Below are 20258 nucleotides of genomic sequence, written 5' to 3'. Positions count from 1 at the left end.
ACATGTCCGATCATAATCCCGGCCTGCGCCCCTGGCGTGACATAGCGCGGCGGCAGTCGCGTCAGATCATGGTCGGCAATGTCCCCGTGGGTGGCGGCGCACCGGTCACAGTTCAGACCATGACCAACACGCTGACTCACGATATCAAGGGCACGATCGACCAGATCCGCCGTTGCGAGGAAGCGGGCGTCGATATCATCCGCGTGTCCTGCCCCGACGAGGAATCGACCGCGGCCCTGAAACAGATCGTCCGCGCCGTCCGCGTCCCGATCGTCGCCGACATCCATTTCCATTATAAGCGCGCGCTGGAAGCGGCCGATGCGGGCGCCGCCTGTCTGCGCATCAACCCTGGTAATATCGGGTCGGAAAAGCGGGTCAAGGAAGTGGTCGATGCGGCCAAGGCCAATGGCTGCTCGATCCGCATTGGCGTCAATGCGGGGTCGCTTGAGAAGGATTTGCTGGAAAAATATGGCGAGCCTTGCCCCGAAGCGCTGGTCGAATCCGCGCTCGACCATATCAAGCTGCTGCAGGACCAGGATTTCCACGAATATAAAGTCGCGGTGAAGGCCAGCGACGTCTTCCTCGCCGTCGCGGCCTATATGCAGCTTGCTGACGCGGTCGATTGCCCGCTGCATCTGGGCATTACCGAAGCGGGCGGCTTGATCGGCGGCACGGTGAAAAGCGCGATCGGCATCGGCAACCTGCTCTGGGCCGGAATCGGCGACACGATCCGCGTTTCCCTCTCCGCCGAACCCGAAGAGGAAGTGCGGGTCGGCTATGAAATCCTCAAATCGCTCGGCATCCGCACCCGCGGGGTGAAGGTCATTTCCTGCCCGTCCTGCGCGCGCCAGGGCTTCGACGTCATCCGCACCGTGCAGGCGCTGGAAGAACGGCTCCAGCATATCCATACACCGCTTTCGCTCTCCGTACTGGGCTGCGTCGTCAACGGCCCCGGCGAAGCACGCGAAACCGATATCGGCCTGACCGGCGGTGGGGCTGGCAAGCATATGGTCTATCTGTCGGGCATCACCGACCATGTGATTCAGGACGAAGGCATGGTCGACCATATCGTTCGCCTGGTAGAAGCCAAGGCGGCGGAGATCGAGGCGGCCAAGGCCGAAGCCGACATGACCGACGCGGGCAAGGCCGAGGCGGCGGAATAGGCGGAGCGATTCCGTTGCGCACCATGCCCGGCGGATTCGCCATTCCCTTTGCCGTCTGCTGCGTCGGCGTCGCGCTGTTTTCGGTGATGGACGCCGCGATGAAGGGGCTGAGCCTTGCTATCGGCCTTTATAACGCTCTCCTCTGGCGCGCCGTCGCGGGCAGCTTGCTTGGCCTGACGCTGATGCTGCTCACTCGCCAGCGTTGGCCGGATCGAGCCGTGCTGCGCCTGCACCTGCTCCGCGGTTCGGTCGTGGCGCTGATGGCGTCGCTCTTCTTTTGGGCGCTGATGCGGATGCCGCTTGCCGAAGCGATCGCGCTGTCCTTCATCGCCCCGCTGATCGCCCTCTATCTCGCCGCGCTGCTGCTGGGCGAGACGGTCGGGCGGCAGGCGATCGGGGCCTCGCTGCTGGGACTGGTCGGCGTGGGCGTGATCCTGTCGGGGCGGTTGCAGGGGCGCTATGACGCCGACGCGCTGCTGGGCGCGGGCGCGGTGCTGGGATCGGCCGTCCTCTTCGCCTGGAACCTCATCCTCCAGCGGCAGCAGGCGCAGCGCGCCTCGCCGATCGAGGTCGCCTTCTTCCAGCATATCGTCATGCTCGGCGTCTTTGTGCTGGGCGCGCCGGTCTGGGCTGTGCTGCCCGATCGTTCTGCGATTCCGCTGGTGCTGCTCGCCGCCGGCCTCGCCTTCACCTCGCTCGCCGCGCTCGCCTGGGCCTATGCGCGGGCGGAGGCGCAGCGGCTGATCCCGATCGAATATAGCGCTTTTTTCTGGGCGGCGCTGATGGGCTGGCTGGCCTTTGGTGAGCGGTTGACCCTGACGACGGTGGCGGGCGCATTGCTCATCGTCGCCGGCTGCCTTATCGCCGCGCGCAGTAAAGGGGCCAATGTAGCCCATGTGGAAGCGGGAACGGCATGACCGACATCATCATTCGCGACGCGCAGGCCGACGATATCGGCATCATCCATGACTTCATCCTGGCGCTGGCCGACTATGAACGGCTCGCCCATGCGGTGAAGGCGGACCGCGCCACGCTCGCCCGCTATCTGTTCGGCCCGCGGCCGATGGCTGAGGTGCTGATCGCGGAGCATGCCGGCAGAGCGGTTGGCTTTGCCCTCTTCTTCCACAATTTCTCCACCTTCGAAGCGCGGCCGGGCGTCTATCTGGAGGATCTGTTCGTCCTGCCGGACGCGCGCGGCCTGGGCGCGGGCCAAGCGCTGCTCGCCCGTCTCGCGCAACTGGCGATCGAGCGCAATTGCGCCCGGCTCGAATGGTCGGTGCTCGACTGGAACGCCCCTGCCATCGCCTTCTACCAGTCGCTGGGCGCGACGGCGATGGACGAATGGACGGTGCAGCGGGTCGATGGCGACACATTGACGGCGCTCGCCGCGCTCTGATCGAGCGCGCGGGACGAGCCGATCGGCCGCGCTCTTGACCGGGACTCCCCGCTTGGCGCATTGTGCCGAAACGGAACATTTGGGGGACAAGCAGGATTATGGCCGTCGGCCGCACCGTGAAACGCACGCCGGAATGGCGCGAAATGTTGAAGCGCAGCCTGATGCGCAGCGGCGCGCTGATCGGCGCGATCACGCTCGTCCTGGCGACTCTGTTCCTGGCCCTGGCGCTGCTCAGCTATACGCCCAGCGACCCGTCGATGAACACCGTCGCGGGCGATCATGTCGCCAATATCATGCAGTCGCCTGGTGCCTGGACCGCCGATTTCCTGCTCTGGCTGCTGGGCGTGCCCGTCGCCCTCATCCTGCCGCTGATGGCGGTCACCGCCCGTCGTATGTGGGGCGACCAGGATATGCGCGAATGGAAGGGCCAGTTCGGCAAATGCCTGTTCGGCATCGCCCTGATCGGCATTGCGCTCGCCTTGTTCCAAAGCGCGCCGCTGGTCGGCCTGCCCGCGGGCTGGGGCGGGGTGATCGGCCTGGTCGTCGCCAAGGGCATTGCCAGCCTGACAGCGCAGGCGCCCGCCGCCGCGTCATGGATCACGGGAATCCTCATCGTTGGCGCGCTGATTGCGGGACTGTTCGCCTGCTATCGCAGCCTGGCGCTGGAAAAGCCGATCATCGCGCTGCGCCGGCCCTCATTGCCCAAACTCAACCTGCCGCGGCCGACGCTCGGTTTTGCCGGTTCCGCCGCCGTGGTCGATGCCGACGATGATGGCGATGACGAACTGGCCGGGCGCGTCATCGCCCCGCGCAAGCAGGTATCGCACGAACCCAAACCGCCTATCACCATCCAGTCGCCCAAGCCCGCGCCGGTGCAGCGCCCCATGGCGCCGATCAGCCAGGACGACCTGTTCGGGCATAGCTCGCTGCCCTCGCCCGACCTGCTCAACCCCGTCCCCGCGAACCAGGGCGGCAAGATCGACAAGGCCGCGCTGGAACGGAACGCCCGCCTGCTCGAATCGGTGCTCGACGATTTCCATGTGAAGGGCAACATCACCGAAGTCCGCCCCGGCCCGGTCGTCACCATGTATGAACTGGAACCCGCGCCCGGCATCAAGGCGAGCCGCGTGATCGCGCTGGCCGACGATATCGCCCGCAACATGTCGGCCCTGTCGGCCCGCGTCGCGACGATTCCCGGCCGCACCGTGATCGGCATCGAACTGCCCAACGCCCATCGCGAAGGGGTGTCCTTCCGCGAACTCATCACATCCGAACAATTCATGCAGGAAGCGACCCTGCCGATCATCCTGGGCAAGAATATCTCGGGCGAACCGATCATCGCCGACTTGGCCCCCATGCCCCATCTGCTGATCGCGGGCACCACCGGGTCGGGCAAGTCGGTCGGCCTCAATGCCATGATCCTGTCTTTGCTCTACCGCATGACGCCCGACCAGTTGCGGCTCATCATGATCGATCCCAAGATGCTGGAACTATCGACCTATGACGATATCCCGCATCTCCTGTCCCCGGTCGTCACTGAACCGGCCAAGGCGATCCGCGCGCTGAAATGGGCGGTGGAGCAGATGGAGGATCGCTATCGCATGATGGCGTCCATCTCCGTCCGCAACCTGGCCAATTATAATGAGAAGGTCCGCGCGGCGAAGGCGAAGGGCAAGCCGCTCGGCAGGCGGGTCCAGACCGGCTACGACCCCGAAAACGGCAAGCCGATCTATGAGGAGGAGCAGTTGGATTTCCAGCCGCTGCCGCAGATCGTGGTGGTGGTGGACGAACTGGCCGACCTGATGATGACCGCGGGCAAGGAAGTCGAATTTCTGATCCAGCGGCTGGCGCAAAAGGCGCGCGCGGCTGGCATCCACCTGATCCTCGCTACCCAGCGCCCCTCGGTCGACGTCATCACCGGCGTCATAAAGGCAAACCTGCCGACCCGCATCAGCTTCTTCGTCACCAGCAAGATCGACAGCCGCACCATATTGGGCGAACAGGGTGCCGAACAATTATTGGGCAAGGGCGACATGCTCTACATGCATGGCGGCAAGGGGCTGACCCGCGTTCACGGTCCTTTCGTGTCCGACGATGAAGTGCGGATGGTCGCCGACCATTGGCGCGCGCAGGGCCAGCCCGACTATATCCAGGCCGTCACCGAGGAGCCGGAGGAGGGCAGCTTCGCGCTCGACGGCGTCGATCTGGGCGACGACAGCCCGGACGCGCAGCTGTTCCGCAAGGCGTGCCAACTGGTGTTCGAAAATCAGAAGGCCTCGACCAGCTGGCTGCAACGCCAACTCCGCGTCGGCTACAACAGCGCGGCGCGCCTGATCGAGAAGATGGAGGAGGAAGGCTTGGTCGGCCCGCCCAACCATGTCGGCCGCCGCGAAGTGCTGCGCGACGAAAATGGCAATCCGCTCTGAGGCTGGCCGCTCTGATCCGACTAAAATGGTTACGATTGCGTATCGTGCAATTGCTCTTACGCCCTTCGCATTTGCAGCATGAAGCTGGAGCGGGCAATAGGATCAGGCCTTTCAGGCATCCTCTCCTAAAACTTTTCGGGCTGATCTTCGGATCGGCCCTTTTTTTTGTCCGCGAATAGGGCTAAGCGAATCACGCTGCTGCCGCGCCGATAACATAATTGGAGCGGTGCCGCCGGTCAGACCGGCAGGGCGAGGCGGGAGCATGGGGGATAGAGCTGTCCCGACCGTCTGCGACATGCTCTCCCCCATCACGCTTCCAAAGCTTGCTATTTCGGAACAGCCGGGTTCACAGCGGGTTCAAGCCCGACCTTCTACCCCACATATTCCTGAACAACCGGAGTTGAACGCCATGCAGCGCAGCCTTGCGCCCCTGATCCTGGCCCTTGCCGCCGCGCCGGCCGCCCTGTCGGTCATCGTGCCGACCGCGCCCGTCGCCGCGCAGCAGGCCTCGTCCGACCTGACCCAGGTCAATGCCTATATTCGCGGGGTCACCACCCTGACCGCCGATTTCACCCAGACCGACCGCAGCGGCCAGACCCTGACCGGTAAATTGACCCTCAAACAGCCGGGCAAGATCCGCTTCCAATATCAAAAGGGGGTGCCGCTGCTGATCGTAGGCGACGGCAAGGCGCTGACCATGATCGATTATGAAGTGCGACAAGTGCAACGCTGGCCGATCGGCAACTCGCCGCTGGGCGCGCTGCTCGATCCCAGCAAGGATCTCTCCAAATATGGGAAGGTCGTGCCGACCGGCGATCCATCGATCCTGAGCGTCGAGGCGCGCGATCCCAAGCGGCTCGAATATGGCACCATCACCATGATCTTCAAACGCAACCCGTCCGGTCCCGCGGGCCTGCAACTCTATGGCTGGGTGGCGCTCGATTCGCAGAATAACCGTACTGCGGTGCGACTGAGCAACCATGTCTATGGTGCGCCGGTGGCCGATTCCGCCTTCCGCTGGACCGATCCGCGACCCAGGGGACGGTCGGCCGGCGGCTGACTTCTAGGCTCCGCAAGGCGGCCCGAGCGCCTTGCAGGACAGATGGAAAAACTTGGCGCTTTGTTCATCTGCCGCTCATATGGCGGGCGCTAATTACAACTCAAGGCGAGAGACAAACCGGGATTTCCCCCCTGTTATCCGGTCCACTCTCTCGCCGCGAAGCGCTTCAAGGGCGCGATCGAGACCCCCGTTCCACGCCCCCGGAGCGGGGGTCTTACTTTATGCGGCCCCCTTTCAGCCGCTTGCGTGACCGCCTGTGGCCTCCTAGGTGGAATGCCATGGCCGACACCCTCTCCATCTGCTCCTGGAACATCAACTCCGTCCGCGCGCGTATCGACATCGTCGAACAGCTGCTGCGGCTCGAAGCGCCCGACATATTGTGCCTGCAGGAAACCAAGGTGGTGAACGAGACGTTTCCCACCGAAATGTTCCGCCGCATGGGCTATGTCCATCAGGTGCTGAACGGCCAGCGGATGCATCATGGCGTCGCGATAATGAGCAAGGTGCCGGTGCATGAGGATGACCGGTTCGACTGGCAGGCCAATGGCGAAGCGCGCCATGTCGGCGTGCGGCTCGACAATGGCGTGCGGATCGAAAATGTCTATGTCCCCGCGGGCGGCGATATTCCCGATCGGGAGGTGAATCCCAAATTCGGCCAGAAGATGGATTTCCTCGAACGGATGATCGAGTGGTCGTCGGCGCTCGACAAGCAACCCGCGATCCTGACCGGCGACTTCAACATCGCGCCGCTGGAATGCGATGTCTGGAGCCACAAGCAGTTGCTCAACGTCGTCAGCCACACGCCGGGGGAATGTGACATTCTCGCGCGGTTGCAGGCGTCGAACGACTGGGTAGATATCGGCCGCCATTTCCATCCTGCGCCTGCGCGCCTCTATACCTGGTGGAGCTATCGCGCGAAGGACTGGGCGGAATCGGATCGCGGCCGTCGCCTCGACCATATGTGGATGACGAAGGATGTCGCGGACAAGGCGGTCAGCCACCGCGTTGTCGAACCCGCGCGCAGCTGGATCAAGCCATCCGACCATATCCCGATTATCACCGAATTCGCCTTCTGATGCCGGGGACAGGCAATGGACGGGCCAATGGCCGCGATGCCGCGCGCGCGATCGACGCGCTGCGCCGCGGCTGGGCGATCCGCCTGACCGCGCCCGACGGCGCGATCCGGCTGATGGCGATCGAGGGCGCGGACGCGGTCACGCTGGTGGACTTCGACCCGCACGGCCAGGCCGATATCCTCATCTCCGCCGCACGCGCCGAAACCTTGAAACTCGCCAACCAGCTGGCCGCCGCAGACCCCGACCTGCCGGTGCTCGTCGAACGGGCGCCTTGGATTGACGCCGATGTCGCCACCGCCATTTCCGACCCGGTGCTCGACCTGGCGTCGCCCCTTAAGGGACCGTTTCGCGCGCGGTCACTGGCCGCGCCGCAAGCCGCCAAGGCGGCGCTGCGCCTCGCTCGCCTCGCTGGCATCCTGCCCGCCTATTTCTTGACGGAAGGCGATACTTCGGTCGAAGCGACAGTGAGCGCCGACTCTATCGCGGCCTATGACGACGCTACCCGCCTCGCCATCGCCACCCGCGCGCGCCTGCCGGTGTCGGCCAGCGAGAGCGGCGAGATCATCGCCTTCCGCAGCCCGGACGAACCGCGCGAACATGTCGCGCTGGTGGTGGGCAAGCGCGATGCCTCGCCGCCGGTCGTCCGCCTGCACAGCGAATGTCTGACCGGTGACGTGTTGGGCAGCCTGAAATGCGATTGCGGCCCGCAACTGCATGAAGCGTTGCACCAGATCGCGGACGCGCCTTGGGGCATCCTTCTCTATCTCCGCCAGGAAGGGCGCGGCATCGGCCTGGTCAACAAATTGCGCGCCTATGCGATGCAGGATCAGGGATTTGATACGGTCGACGCCAATGTCCGGCTCGGCTTTGCCATCGATGCGCGCGATTTTTCGGTCGCGGCGCGGATGCTCGACCTGCTCGGCGTGGGCGCGGTGCGCCTGCTCACCAACAACCCGAACAAGGTCGCCGGACTCGAATCGGCGGGGATCGCGGTGACGGAGCGCCTGCCGATCATCCTGCCGACCAATCCGCACAACGAACGCTATCTCGCCACCAAGCGCGACCGCACCGGCCATCAGCTGTGAACCCGGAGGCATGAATATTCTCCGCGTCGATTGCGGCGCGGGCCGCCTGATCTTCGGCGATCTTGAAATGCCCTGCACCATCGGCCGCGGCGGTGCCTGCCCGGCCGCCGACAAGCAGGAAGGCGACGGGTGCACGCCCTTGGGTCTCTGGCCGATCCGCGGCGTCCTGCTGCGCCCCGGCAAGGTCGTGGCGAGCGGCGTAAGGCTCCCCTGGCGCTGGGTACGGGCGCAGGACGGCTGGTCGGACGATATCGCCGATCCCGCCTATAACCGCCCGGTTCGCCTGCCGCGCGCCTTTTCCGCCGAAAGCCTGATTCGCAGCGACGATGCCTATGACGTCATAATCGTCCTGGGTCATAATGACGCGCCGCCGGTATCGGGGCAGGGGAGCGCCATCTTCCTCCATCTGTCCGAAGGCCGCCCCACCGCCGGCTGCGTCGCGGTGGATCGGGCGGATATGCTCCGCCTACTCCCGCTGCTGTCGCCGGGCGATGCGATGGACATCGTGCGCTAAAGCCACGGCAACATAATATAAAGCCGTTCGCCCTGAGCCTGTCGAAGGGCCTTTTTTTCGGCCTCGCAAAGAGGAACAGGGCTTCGACAGGCTCAGCCCGAACGGAGATAGGCCTGACCTTTGGAGCCGGAGCCGCTCACGCCCGCTCCAGCGCCTCACCCACTTCGCCGCCGGCTGCTTCTAGCAAGCGCCGCTCCAACGTCTGCAACCGCGCCTTGCTCTCGATCTTCCCGCCGAACAGGTCGGTGACATAGAATGTATCCACCGCGCGCTCGCCATAGGTGGCGACATGGGCGCTGTGGACCGTGACCTTCGACTGGAACAGCGCATTGGCCAGGCTGAACAGGAGTGCGGGCCGGTCGCGCGCATTGACCTCCACGACGGTAAAGCGGTTCGACGCCTTGTTATCGATCAGCACATTGGGTTCGATGCGGAACGCTTCGGCGCGGGTGCGGGGCAGGGGGCGCGCCGCCAGCTTGGTGATCATCCGGTGGCGGTTGGACAGCGAATCTTCGATGGCGTTGCGGATGCGCTGCAACTGGTCGGGGCTGTGGAACGCGCCGCCCAGCGGGTCTTGCACCAGGAAATTGTCGATCGCCACGCCATCGCGCGTCGTGTGGATGCGCGCGTCGATGATGTTGCCGCCGGCCAGATGGATGGCGCCCGCGATACGATAAAAGAGGCCCGGATGGTCCGCGGCATAGACCGTCACCAACGTCGCGCCGCGCTGCGGATAATATTGCGCGGCTATCGACAGCGGCGATTCGCCCGCCGCCAATATATGCTGCGCATTGTGGAACAGGATGTCGTCCGGCTCGGCGATCCAGTAGGATTCGGGTAGCCGCTTGCTGAACGCAGCGAAGGCCGCGTCATCAATGCCCAGCGCCCGTTGCAGCGTTTCCTGCTTCACGATGACCCGCTCGCTCCGCCCCTTCTGCTTGTGGCCCAGCCGCAGCAATTCTTCGGCGCTGTCATACAGGTCGCCCAGCAACTGGCGTTTCCAGCTGTTCCACACCCCCGGTCCCACCGCGCGAATGTCCACCACCGTCAGGCACAGAAGCAGCCGCAGCCGCTCCGGGCTCTGCACCACATCGACGAAATCGAGGATCGTCTTATAGTCGGACAGGTCGCGTTTGAAGGCGGTGGCCGACATCAGCAGATGATAGCGCACCAGCCAGGCGACCGTCTCCGTCTCCGCCGGGGTCAGCCCCAGCCGCGGGCAAAGATGCTCCGCCACTTCCGCGCCCAGCAGGCTATGGTCGCCGCCACGCCCCTTGGCGATGTCGTGCAGCAGCACCGACACGTAAAGGACGCGCCGCGACAAAATCTTGCCCATCAGGTCGGTCGCCAGCGGATGATCCTGCGGCAGCTCGCCCTTCTCTATCCGCGACAGCAGGCCGACGGCGCGGATGGTATGCTCATCGACCGTATAATGATGATACATGTCGAATTGCATCTGCGCCACGACGCGGCGGAAATCGGGCACGAAACGCCCGAACACCGATGATTCGTTCATCCAGCGCAGCACCGTTTCGGGGTCGCGCGGGGACGTCAGCACCTCCAGAAAGGCGGCGTTGGCGCGCGGATCCTTGCGGATCTTCGCATTGATCAGCCCAGCGTCCCGGCTGGCCGCGCGAATGGCGCTGGGGTGGATCTGCAACCCATGCTTGTCCGCGACGGCGAATATCTCCAGCAGCCGCACCGGGTCCGCCTGGAAAAAATCGTCGCTCGGCAGGCTCAGCCGCCCGCGCTCCAGCACGAAGCCGTCCAGTTTCTTGGGCCGGCGGAAAATCGCCGGGATATAGCGCCGCCCCTTTTCCGCCATCTGATCATCCAGATGCGCCAGGAACACGGCGGTCAGGTCACCCACGATCTTCGCGTTGAGGAAATAATAGCGCATGAACCGTTCGACCCCGGACTGGCCGGCCCGCCCGGTGAAGCGCATCCGCGTCGCGGTTTCCAGTTGCAGGTCGAAAGTCAGCCGGTCCTCGGCACGCCCGGTAATGGTGTGCAGGTGGCATCGCACCGCCCACAGGAAATCCTCGGCCTTCTGGAACTGGCGCAGTTCCAGTTGCGTCAGCAAGCCGACATCGACCAGCTCGGCCACCGACCGCACCCGGTTCACATATTTGCCGATCCAGAAGAGCGTGTGCAGGTCGCGCAGACCCCCTTTGCCTTCCTTCACATTGGGTTCCACGACATAGCGGCTGTCGCCCATCCGCTTGTGCCGCTCGTCGCGCTCGACCAGTTTCTCGGTCACGAAGGCGCGGGCGTTGCCCTGCATCACCTCTGCGTCGAAACGGACCGACGTTTCCTCATACAGCGCCCTGTCGCCCCAGACATAGCGCGCCTCCAGCAAAGCCGTGCGCACCGTCAGGTCGGCCTTGGCCATGCGCATCGTCTCGTCGATCGACCGGCTGCTATGGCCGACCTTCAGCCCCAGATCCCACAGCGAATAGAGCATGGATTCGATCACCTGCTCGGTCCATCCGGTCGGCTTCCAGGGGGTGATGAAGCCGATATCGACGTCGCTGTGCGGCGCCATTTCGCCCCGGCCATAGCCGCCCACCGCGATCAGCGCGATCCGCTCGCCGGTGCTGCGATTGCCCGCCGGATAGAGGTGATGCGTCGTCGCGTCATAGAGCAGGCGTAAAATCTGGTCGATCAGGAAGGCGAAGGCGGTCACGGATTCGCGCCCGCGCGTTGGCTTCGCCTCCAGCCGCCGGGCGACTTCGGCCCGGCCTTCGTCCAGCGCTGCCTTCAATTCCTTGACGATGGCCGCGCGCAGCCGGGTGCTATCGCCCCGATGCTCTATCGCCAGGGCGTTGATCGTGTCGGAAATCGCGCGCCGGTCGATAATCGCGCGGCGCGATCCCAGCGCGGGGAACTGCATGACCATCTGCTGTCTCTAGTCGGGCCGCCGCTCAGCGGCCAGTTGTTTCAATCGATATATGTGATCGAGCGCCTCACGCGGGGACAGCGCATCCGCGTCGATCGCGTCGATCGCCGCCAGCAGCGGGTCGGGCGCGGCTTCCTCCTGCATCGCCACCGCCGCGAACAGCGGCAGGTCGTCCAGTCCCGCGGCAATTCCGCCGGTCTTCGCCTTGCCCGCCTCCAGCCGCGCCAGCACGTCCTTGGCGCGCTTCAACACCGGCTGGGGCAGCCCCGCCAGCCGCGCCACCGCCAGGCCATAGCTGCGGTCGGCCGGTCCGTCGCTCAGTTCGTGCAGCAGGACAAGGTCGCCCTTCCACTCGCGCGCCCGGACATGATGCAGCGACAGCGACGGCAGCGTCTCGGCCAGCCGCGTCAGCTCATGATAGTGGGTCGCGAACAGGCAGCGGCAGCGATTGACCTCATGCACCGCCTCCACCACCGCCCAGGCGAGCGCCAACCCGTCATAGGTGGATGTGCCGCGCCCAACCTCGTCCAGGATGACGAAGCTGCGCGGCGTCGCCTGCGCCAGGATTGCGGCCGTCTCGACCATCTCGACCATGAAGGTCGATCGCCCCTTGGCGAGGTTATCCGACGCGCCGACCCGGCTGAACAGCCGATCCACCAACGTCAGCGTCGCCGATTGCGCGGGGACATAGCCGCCTGCCTGCGCCAATATGACGATCAGCGCATTTTGGCGCAGGAAGGTGGATTTACCGCCCATATTCGGGCCGGTGACCAGCCAAAGCCGGTCGCTCTCGCTCAAGCGGCAGTCATTGGCGACGAAGGGCTGGCCGTCACGCCGCAACGCATCCTCCACCACCGGATGCCGCCCGCCGACGATGTCCAGGCACGGACCTGCGCCGTCCTCGGCCACGAAATGCGGACGCTGCCACCCGCCCTCGGCCGCCCGTTCCGCCAGCGACGCGGCGACGTCCAGCCGCGCCAGCGCCTCGGCCGCGCGGGCGATGTCGGCCTTGCGGTCCAGCACCGCGGCGATCAGCTCCTCCAGATGCGCGGCTTCGGCGACCAGCGCATGAGCGCCTGCCTGCGCCACGCGCCCGGCTTCCTCATGCAGGTCGATCGAATTGAACCGCACCACGCCGGCCAGCGTCTGGCGATGGGTAAAGCCGCTGTCGGGCGCCATCAGCGTATCGGCGGCGCGCGCCGGCACCTCGACATGATAGCCCAGCACGCCATTATGCCGGATCTTGAGCGCGGAAATGCCGGTCTGCGCGCGATATTTCGCCTCCAGCGCGGCGATCGCGCGGCGGCCGTCGCCGGCCATGCGGCGCAGCTCATCCAGCGCCGGATCATAGCCGTCGGCGATATAGCCGCCGCTCGCCGTCTCGGTCGGCGGCGCAGGCACCAGCGCACGCGCCAAGGCATCGACCAGCGCGCCATGCCCGTCCAGCGCGGGTAATATCCGCACCAGCAACAGCGGCGGCTCGGCGATCCGCCCCAGCCGCTCGCGCAGTAACCGGGCTTCGCCCAGCCCATCACGCAACTGCCCCAGATCACGCGGCGACCCGCGCCCTACCGCCACGCGCCCCAGCGCCCGGCCGATGTCCGGCAACGCCCGCAGCGCGCCGCGCAGTTGGTCGCGCAGCGTCGCATCGTCATGGAAGAGCTGCACCAGCCCCAGCCGCGCCTCGATCGTGGCCATATCCATCAGCGGCGCAGACAGATCCTGCCCCAAAAGCCGCGCGCCCGCGCCCGTCACCGTCCGGTCGATCGCTCCCAGCAGGCTGCCCGCCCGCGCGCCCGCCATGGTCGCTACGATCTCCAGGCTTTCGCGCGTCGCTGCGTCGATCGCCACATGGCCGCCGCTGGTCTTGCGCAGCGGCGGCGCGAGGAAGGGCAGGGTGCCCTTGCCCGCATGGTCGAGATAGGCGATCAGCCCGCCCATCGCCGCCAGTTCCGCACGACCGAACTGGCCGAACCCGTCCAGCGTCGCGACCCCGAACAGGCGCTTCAACGCATCCTCCGCCCGCGCACTGGAAAAAGCCGCGCGGTCGAAGGGGTGGCAATCCGCCACGTCCAACGTCGATCCCTCAGCCATCACCACCTCGCTCGGCCGCAGCCGGGCCAGTTCGGCGGGCAGGTCGCCGATCGGACAGGTCATCGTCTCGAACCGGCCGGTGGAAATATCGGCGGCAGCGATGCCGATCTCGCCCGCTCCGTCTCCGCCGACCTGCGCCAACGCGACCAGCATATTGTCGCGTCGACTGTCGAGCAAAGTCTCCTCAGTCAGCGTGCCGGCGGTGACGTAGCGCACGATCGCGCGCGCCACGAGCGTCTTGCCGCCCCTCGCCTTGGCCTGCGCCGGCGTCTCGGTCTGTTCGGCGATGGCGACGCGATGCCCGCCCTTGATCAGCCGCGCCAGATAGCCCTCGGCGCTATGCACCGGCACGCCGCACATCGGGATTGGCGCGCCGCCATGTTCGCCCCTGCTGGTGAGCGCGATGTCGAGCGTCGCCGCCGCCATTTTGGCGTCGTCGAAGAAGAGTTCGAAAAAATCGCCCATCCGGTAGAAGAGCAGGCAGTCCTGCGCTTGGCGCTTGAGCGCCATATATTGCGCCATCATCGGTGTCGGCGCGGCGGTATCGGTCGAAAGGGCCATGGCCAAGCCGATAGCGTGATCCTCCCATCGAAACCAGCGCTTCGCCCAAACGCAGTAAAATTGCGCTTCTCGCACTTGCCCACAGGATAACGATACCGCTAGGGCCGCCCTGTTGTTCCAATATATGGGTGCCACGATGTCCGACAGATCGAATGTGGAATTTTCCGAGCGCGAGGCGCTGTTCTTCCACTCGACCGGACGCCCCGGCAAGATCGAGATCATCGCGTCGAAACCGATGGCGACCCAGCGCGACCTGAGCCTCGCTTATTCGCCCGGCGTCGCGGTGCCGGTGCTGGCGATCGCGAAAGATCCTGCCAAGGCCTATGATTACACCGCCAAGGGCAATCTGGTCGCGGTGATCACCAATGGCACGGCGATCCTGGGGCTGGGCAATCTTGGCGCATTGGCGTCCAAGCCGGTGATGGAGGGCAAGGCGGTCCTCTTCAAGCGCTTCGCCGACGTGGACAGCATCGATATCGAGCTGAAGACCGAGGATGTCGATCGCTTCATCGACGCGGTCGAACTGATGGAGCCGACCTTCGGCGGCATCAACCTTGAGGATATCAAGGCGCCTGAATGCTTCATCATCGAACAGACTCTGAAAGAGCGGATGAACATCCCGGTGTTCCATGACGACCAGCATGGCACCGCAATCATCGCGGCCGCAGGCGTCATCAACGCCGCGCTGCTGACCGGGCGCGAGATGAAGGACTTGAAGGTGGTGGTGAACGGCGCGGGCGCCGCCTCCATCAGTTGCACCGAACTGATCAAGGCGCTGGGCGTCCCCCATGAAAATGTCATCATGTGCGACAGCAAGGGCGTGATCTACCAGGGCCGCACCGAGGGCATGAACCAGTGGAAGTCCGCCCATGCCGTTCGCACCGACGCCCGCACCCTTGCCGAAGCGGTCAAGGGCGCCGACGTGTTCCTGGGCCTCTCGGTCGCTGGCGCGATGACGCAGGATATGGTGAAATCGATGGGGCCAAAGCCGATCATCTTCGCCATGGCCAATCCCGATCCCGAAATCCTGCCGCCCGACGCCCATGCCGTGCGTCCCGACGTGATCGTCGCCACCGGCCGGTCGGACTTCCCCAACCAGGTCAACAATGTCCTGGGCTTCCCCTTCATCTTCCGCGGCGCGCTCGACGTGCGGGCGACCGGCATCAACGAAGCGATGAAGCTGGCCGCCGCCCACGCCATCGCCAATCTGGCGCGCGAACAGGTGCCGGAGGAAGTGGCCAAGGCCTATGGCCGCTCGCACAGTTTCGGCCCGGACTATATCATCCCCGCCCCCTTCGACCCGCGCCTGATGGAGGTGGTGCCCGCCGCCGTCGCGCAAGCGGCGATGGAAAGCGGCGTTGCGCAAAAGCCGATTCCCGACATGGCGGCCTATCGTCAGTCCTTGAAGGCCCGGCTCAACCCGACCACCACCGTTCTCACCACCGCCTATGAAGTGGCCAAGGCCAATCCCAAGCGGGTCGTCTTCGCCGAAGCGGAGGAGGAAGTGGTGTTGCGCGCGGCGATCCAGTTCCGTGACCTCGGCTATGGCATCCCGGTGCTGGTCGGCCGCGGCGACGTGGTGGAAAAACTGAAAGCACTGGGCGTCCGCGATCCCGAAAGCTTCGAACTGCACAACAGCGTCAATTCGCCGCTGGTGCCCGACATGGTCGACCTGCTTTACGCCCGGCTCCAGCGCCGCGGCTATCTGCGCCGCGATTGCGAGCGGATGGTCAATCGCGATCGCAACATTTTTGGCACGTTGCTGGTCAAGATGGGCGTGGCCGACGCGATGATCACCGGCATGACCCGCCCCTATGCGCAGACGCTGCGCGAAGTGAAGCGGGTGATGGACCCGGCGGTCGGCCGCACCCCCTTCGGCATCCATGTGATTGTGGCCAAGGACAAGACCGTGTTCCTGGCCGACACGACGGTCAACGAACGCCCCACCGCCAACGAACTGGCCGATATCGCCGAAGGCACCGTGGCGGTCGCCCGCCGCATGGGGGTCGATCCGCGCGTCGCCTTCCTCTCCTATTCCAATTTCGGCAACCCGCCCGGCGCCTTTCTGGAAAATGTGCGCGGCGCGGTGAAGCTGCTCGATGAGCGCGACGTCGATTTCGAATATGAAGGCGAAATGACCGCCGACGTCGCGCTCAACCCTGCCGTCATGAAAAACTATCCGTTCAGCCGCCTGTCCGGTCCGGCCAACGTCCTGGTCATGCCGGGGCTGCAATCGGCCAATATCTCGGCGAAGCTGCTGCGCGAACTGGGCGGCACGTCGATGATCGGGCCGGTGCTGGTCGGCATGGAAAAATCGGTGCAGATCGCGACCATGTCCTCCAATGCATCCGAACTGCTGACCCTGGCGGTGCTGGCGGCGGGCGGGGTTGCGCTCTGATCCGGGGGGCGTCGTCTGCGGTTTACCCCCCGTCGGATATGTGTGCTTTGCACTTGCAATTTGCATGTTGCGCACGCGAAGAGATTAAGGACCCTTTCGGGAGCAAGATATGAGCATGGCCAGTTTCGACAGTGCGACCTTCCGGCGGGTGCTGGGCCATTATCCGACCGGCGTGTGCGTCGTCACCGCGGTCGAGGCGGATGGGACGCCGGCCGCGATGGTGGTCGGCTCCTTCACCTCGGTCTCGCTCGATCCGCCGCTGGTCGCCTTCTTCCCCGCCAAAAGCTCGACCAGTTGGCCGCGCATCCAGGCGGTCGGCAAATTCTGCGTCAATGTCCTCGCCAGCGACCAGAAGCCGCTGTGCCGTCAGATCGCCGGTCCCGGTCCCGACAAGTTCGCCGGCATCGCCCATCGCGTCTCGGCCAACGGCTCACCGATCCTCGACGATGTCGTCGCCTGGATCGACTGCACGCTCGATGCGGTGCATGAAGCGGGCGACCATGATATCGTGCTCGGCCGTGTGGTCGCACTGGAAGTGGACCGTCCGGGCAGCCCGCTGCTTTTCTTCCAGGGCAATTATGGGGAATTTTCTCTGCTTGAATGAAGGAAGCGCGCGCGCCGCGTCGTCTAAGGGGCATGGGGATCGAAAGAGGCGGCAAGCCGTTGTCCGATAGGACATAGGCGCAACCATTACCCCTCCTTAACTCCCTTTATCTACTCAGGCTTGTCGCCCCCTGACCGGACCGCCCCCATGACTGCGCTGCTCATCACCGTCGATACCGAACTCTCCTCTTCGCTGCACCAGCGGGGCGTCGGTCTGGCGGACAATGTGGATCGATCGATCTGGGGCCAAGCGCAGGGCAGGCCCTATGGCATCGGCTGGCAGATGGACCTGCTCGAACGCCATGGCCTAAAGGGGGTCTTCTTCCTCGATCCGATGCCCGCTTTGGTCCATGGGGCTGATTTCCTGGCACCGATCGTGGGTGCCATCGTCGGGCGCGGGCATGAAGTGCAGATGCACATCCACAGCGAATGGCTCGCCTGGGCGAAGGATTCGCCCGTCGGCGGCCGGCAGGGTCGCAATATCGGCGACTTCTCCCTGGCCGACCAGATCGTCCTGCTCGGTCTCGCCAAACAATGGTTGGAAGAGGCCGGCGCCCCCGCCATCACCGCTTTCCGCGCCGGGAATTTCGGCGCCAATGACGACACGTTGCGCGCGCTGGCGACCCTGGGCGTCGCTTGGGACAGCAGCGTCAATCCCGCCTATCTGGGCCGCGAATGCGGCATCACCGCTGATCCGGCCCAAATTAGTGCAACCCGCCATCTAGGGGTCATCGAACTGCCCGTCTCGGGCATCGCCGACCGCCCCGGCGGTTTCCGCCCGGCCCAGATCTGCGCCATGTCGGCCGCCGAAATGCGCGCCGGGATGCGCCATGCCGTGGGCGAAGGGCATGACGCCTTCGTCGTCGTCACCCATAGTTTCGAAATGCTCTCGCGCGATCGCCAGCGCCCCAACCGCGCCGTGATGGCCCGGTTCGAGGCGCTGTGTCGGCAAGCCGCCCGCCTGCCCGATATGCACGGCGCAGGGTTCAACGATCTGCCCGCCGACCTTGCCGACCGGCCGGTGCGCCGCCTCAGCCGCGCCGCGCCTAGCCAGTGGCGCACCGCCCTGCGCATGGCGGAGCAGGGCTGGGCGACCTGGCGCTACGAACATCGGCTGGTGCCTGCGTGAAGGCGTTACCGCATGTGCTGCTTTTGGGTATGGAAAATGCGATCGCCCTGACGGTCGTGCGCGAACTGGGCGGCCATGGCGTGCCGGTCCATGGCATCGCCCGCAGCGCCGCATCGATCGGGACGGCATCGCGCCATTGCGCCGACTGGACCCTGCGCCCGGCTGGCCCGATCGCCGACTGGCTGCCCGGCCTGATCGCCCGCACCGGCGCGCGGGCGGTGCTGGCCATCTCCGAATCCGACCTGATCGAACTGGCCGGCCTGCCGTCCATGATTGGCGACTGCCATCTCCTCGTCCCTCGGCCCGAACCGCTGGGCCGGGTGCTCGACAAGCTGCAGACGCTCCACGCCGCCGCCGCCGCCGGGCTGCGCGTGCCACAGACCTGGCAACCGCGCGCTGGCGAGGATTTCGCCGCCCGCGCCGCCCAGATGCGCTACCCGCTAGTCGCCAAATGGGCCAATCCGCCGGACATCATGGCGGTGCTGGAACAGGCGGGGTTGGAGTGGATCAAGACCGAGTATGTCCGCACGCCCGACCAGCTGGTCGCGCTGCTGGACCGCTATGCCCCGGTCGGACGCTGGCCGCTGATCCAGCAATATTGCCGCGGCGTTGGCCTCGGCCAGATGCTCTATATGCAGGATGGCCAGGCCACATTGCGCTTCCAGCATCGCCGCCTGCACGAATGGCCGCCCGAAGGCGGCGTATCGACCCTGTGCCGCGCCGAACCCACAGATGCGCATGGCGCGCAGATGGCGCTCTCCGAAAAGCTGCTGCGCGCGCTCGACTGGGAAGGGCAGGCGATGGTCGAATATCGCTATGAACCGGACAATGATCGCTATTGGCTGATGGAGGTCAATGGCCGCTTCTGGGGCAGCCTGCCGCTGGCGCGCCATTGCGGCGCCGATTTCGCCTGGGAAGCCTACCGCCGCAAGGTGCTGGGCCACATTGACGTCGCCCCGGCGCCGCGTGACGATCTGCGCGCGCGCTACATGGTGCCGGAAACCAAGCGACTGGCGCGCATCCTGCTCGCGCCCGGCCGCATCGGCGATCCCTTCTTCCGCCGTCGCCCGCTGGTGGATCTCGCCAGCTACCTGCTCGCCTTTGTCGATCCGCGCGCGCGCTATTATGTCTTCAGCGCCTCGGACATGCGGCCCTGGCTGCGCGACATGGTGCAGATGGTCAGGAAAGCCGTGCGCCGGGAAAGGCACTGACCAGCCCGCCGATCGCCCGGTCGATGCGGCGCAGGCAGGTCGCCATATAGCGGTCGTCCAGCTCATAGGGATCGTGCAGATGCGGCAGCATCGGCCGCGTCCAGCGCCCCAGCAACACCCGCGGCAGGCCGGCCAAGCGCGAATCGGCGGCCAGCCGGTGCAATTGCCGCACCTCCATCGCCAGCAGCAGGTCGCCTTCCTGCGGGACATAATCCTTCAGGTCGATCGCCTGATGGTCCGACAGGTCATGGCCCAGCGCCCGCGCCGCCACGATCGCGGCGTCATGCGCCGCACGCCCGGTGGTGGTGGACAGGCCGAAGGACGCCGTATTCAGCCCCGCCCGCCGGCCTGCGACATCGGCAAAGGCGCTGCGGCAGATATTGCCCTGGCACACGAACACCAGCCGCCGCACCTGCGCCGGGTCAGGCGCCCGGCTGGCCGACTGACCGAGCATCAGCTGTGGATAGGAAAGGGCGAGGCGGACAAGTCCGCGAAAGGTGCCGAAGCGGGATCGGATCAATGCACGGGACCTGTAAAAATTGGCGGAGACGGAGGACTTAGAAGGTCCACACCTAAGAATTTGATATTAAAATCAATTCATTATGCCAAATGGTTGCTTCCCACATTCGATACCACAATCATC

The 20258-nt window shown here is 65.4% G+C and carries 15 protein-coding genes; 12 read left to right on the top strand and 3 right to left on the bottom strand.

Annotated features, from left to right (window positions below):
* Positions 1-2: 2 nt before the first annotated feature.
* From ispG to HHL08_RS16635, 8 genes are all read left to right on the top strand, one after another.
* The gene (ispG, locus tag HHL08_RS16670; RefSeq protein ID WP_169574193.1) at positions 3-1163 is read left to right on the top strand and encodes a flavodoxin-dependent (E)-4-hydroxy-3-methylbut-2-enyl-diphosphate synthase; all 1161 of its coding nucleotides are present in this window, start codon (positions 3-5) and stop codon (positions 1161-1163) included.
* Between the two features lie 23 nt (positions 1164-1186).
* Positions 1187-2080, top strand: a complete 894-nt coding sequence (locus tag HHL08_RS16665) for a DMT family transporter (RefSeq protein ID WP_169574267.1) — start codon at positions 1187-1189, stop codon at positions 2078-2080.
* Positions 2077-2559 carry a GNAT family N-acetyltransferase gene (locus tag HHL08_RS16660; RefSeq protein WP_169574192.1) on the top strand — a complete coding sequence of 161 codons (483 nt, stop codon included), beginning with the start codon at positions 2077-2079 and terminating at the stop codon, positions 2557-2559. Before HHL08_RS16665 ends, HHL08_RS16660 begins: the two co-directional genes overlap by 4 nt.
* Positions 2560-2657: 98 nt before the next feature.
* Positions 2658-4985 carry an FtsK/SpoIIIE family DNA translocase gene (locus tag HHL08_RS16655; protein WP_169574191.1) on the top strand — a complete coding sequence of 776 codons (2328 nt, stop codon included), beginning with the start codon at positions 2658-2660 and terminating at the stop codon, positions 4983-4985.
* Between the two features lie 409 nt (positions 4986-5394).
* The gene (locus HHL08_RS16650; protein WP_169574190.1) at positions 5395-6045 is read left to right on the top strand and encodes a LolA family protein; all 651 of its coding nucleotides are present in this window, start codon (positions 5395-5397) and stop codon (positions 6043-6045) included.
* Positions 6046-6323: 278 nt separating this feature from the next.
* A complete protein-coding gene (gene xth / locus HHL08_RS16645; protein WP_169574189.1) occupies positions 6324-7121 on the top strand; it encodes an exodeoxyribonuclease III in 798 nt (265 codons plus the stop codon).
* Entirely contained in the window at positions 7121-8206 is a 1086-nt protein-coding gene (gene ribA, locus HHL08_RS16640; protein ID WP_169574188.1) for a GTP cyclohydrolase II, read from the top strand. The genes xth and ribA overlap by 1 nt, the downstream gene beginning before the upstream one ends.
* A gap of 10 nt (positions 8207-8216) precedes the next feature.
* Positions 8217-8720, top strand: a complete 504-nt coding sequence (locus HHL08_RS16635) for a L,D-transpeptidase family protein (protein ID WP_169574187.1) — start codon at positions 8217-8219, stop codon at positions 8718-8720.
* A 136-nt stretch (positions 8721-8856) separates the two neighbouring features.
* On the opposite strand, the gene HHL08_RS16630 is transcribed toward HHL08_RS16635, so the two are convergent.
* A complete protein-coding gene (locus tag HHL08_RS16630; RefSeq protein ID WP_169574186.1) occupies positions 8857-11619 on the bottom strand; it encodes a [protein-PII] uridylyltransferase in 2763 nt (920 codons plus the stop codon).
* A 9-nt stretch (positions 11620-11628) separates the two neighbouring features.
* Complete coding sequence (gene mutS / locus HHL08_RS16625; RefSeq protein ID WP_169574185.1) at positions 11629-14274, bottom strand: DNA mismatch repair protein MutS; 2646 nt, start codon at positions 14272-14274, stop codon at positions 11629-11631.
* Between the two features lie 136 nt (positions 14275-14410).
* Between mutS and HHL08_RS16620 the strand changes: the two genes are divergently transcribed.
* The 4 genes from HHL08_RS16620 (at position 14411) to HHL08_RS16605 (ending at position 19615) form a co-directional block, all read left to right on the top strand.
* Positions 14411-16672: an NADP-dependent malic enzyme gene (locus tag HHL08_RS16620; RefSeq protein ID WP_169574184.1), complete on the top strand. Its 2262-nt coding sequence runs from the start codon at positions 14411-14413 to the stop codon at positions 16670-16672.
* A gap of 109 nt (positions 16673-16781) precedes the next feature.
* Positions 16782-17276 carry a flavin reductase family protein gene (locus HHL08_RS16615; protein WP_169574183.1) on the top strand — a complete coding sequence of 165 codons (495 nt, stop codon included), beginning with the start codon at positions 16782-16784 and terminating at the stop codon, positions 17274-17276.
* 147 nt (positions 17277-17423) lie between these two features.
* Positions 17424-18404, top strand: coding sequence for a polysaccharide deacetylase family protein (locus tag HHL08_RS16610; RefSeq protein ID WP_169574182.1), 981 nt, complete (start codon positions 17424-17426; stop codon positions 18402-18404).
* Positions 18401-19615 carry a carboxylate--amine ligase gene (locus HHL08_RS16605; RefSeq protein WP_169574181.1) on the top strand — a complete coding sequence of 405 codons (1215 nt, stop codon included), beginning with the start codon at positions 18401-18403 and terminating at the stop codon, positions 19613-19615. The genes HHL08_RS16610 and HHL08_RS16605 overlap by 4 nt, the downstream gene beginning before the upstream one ends.
* Here the strand turns inward: HHL08_RS16605 and HHL08_RS16600 are convergent.
* Positions 19584-20135, bottom strand: coding sequence for an arsenate reductase/protein-tyrosine-phosphatase family protein (locus HHL08_RS16600; protein WP_169574180.1), 552 nt, complete (start codon positions 20133-20135; stop codon positions 19584-19586). The two genes, HHL08_RS16605 and HHL08_RS16600, sit on opposite strands and share 32 nt — an antisense overlap.
* Positions 20136-20258 lie beyond the last annotated feature (123 nt).

It is taken from the genome of Sphingobium psychrophilum, assembly GCF_012927105.1.
GTDB classification, from domain to species: domain Bacteria; phylum Pseudomonadota; class Alphaproteobacteria; order Sphingomonadales; family Sphingomonadaceae; genus Sphingobium; species Sphingobium psychrophilum.
The sequence above is the reverse complement of the archived record's forward strand: the minus strand, read 5'-3'. Positions and strand labels throughout refer to the sequence as shown.

What these genes read in the sequence shown, in the direction of transcription:
- ispG (WP_169574193.1), top strand. Translation starts at nt 3, where the DNA reads ATGTCCGATCATAATCCCGGCCTGCGCCCCTGGCGTGACATAGCGCGG.
- HHL08_RS16665 (WP_169574267.1), top strand. Translation starts at nt 1,187, where the DNA reads ATGCCCGGCGGATTCGCCATTCCCTTTGCCGTCTGCTGCGTCGGCGTC.
- HHL08_RS16660 (WP_169574192.1), top strand. Translation starts at nt 2,077, where the DNA reads ATGACCGACATCATCATTCGCGACGCGCAGGCCGACGATATCGGCATC.
- HHL08_RS16655 (WP_169574191.1), top strand. Translation starts at nt 2,658, where the DNA reads ATGGCCGTCGGCCGCACCGTGAAACGCACGCCGGAATGGCGCGAAATG.
- HHL08_RS16650 (WP_169574190.1), top strand. Translation starts at nt 5,395, where the DNA reads ATGCAGCGCAGCCTTGCGCCCCTGATCCTGGCCCTTGCCGCCGCGCCG.
- xth (WP_169574189.1), top strand. Translation starts at nt 6,324, where the DNA reads ATGGCCGACACCCTCTCCATCTGCTCCTGGAACATCAACTCCGTCCGC.
- ribA (WP_169574188.1), top strand. Translation starts at nt 7,121, where the DNA reads ATGCCGGGGACAGGCAATGGACGGGCCAATGGCCGCGATGCCGCGCGC.
- HHL08_RS16635 (WP_169574187.1), top strand. Translation starts at nt 8,217, where the DNA reads ATGAATATTCTCCGCGTCGATTGCGGCGCGGGCCGCCTGATCTTCGGC.
- HHL08_RS16630 (WP_169574186.1), bottom strand. Translation starts at nt 11,619, where the DNA reads ATGGTCATGCAGTTCCCCGCGCTGGGATCGCGCCGCGCGATTATCGAC.
- mutS (WP_169574185.1), bottom strand. Translation starts at nt 14,274, where the DNA reads ATGGCCCTTTCGACCGATACCGCCGCGCCGACACCGATGATGGCGCAA.
- HHL08_RS16620 (WP_169574184.1), top strand. Translation starts at nt 14,411, where the DNA reads ATGTCCGACAGATCGAATGTGGAATTTTCCGAGCGCGAGGCGCTGTTC.
- HHL08_RS16615 (WP_169574183.1), top strand. Translation starts at nt 16,782, where the DNA reads ATGAGCATGGCCAGTTTCGACAGTGCGACCTTCCGGCGGGTGCTGGGC.
- HHL08_RS16610 (WP_169574182.1), top strand. Translation starts at nt 17,424, where the DNA reads ATGACTGCGCTGCTCATCACCGTCGATACCGAACTCTCCTCTTCGCTG.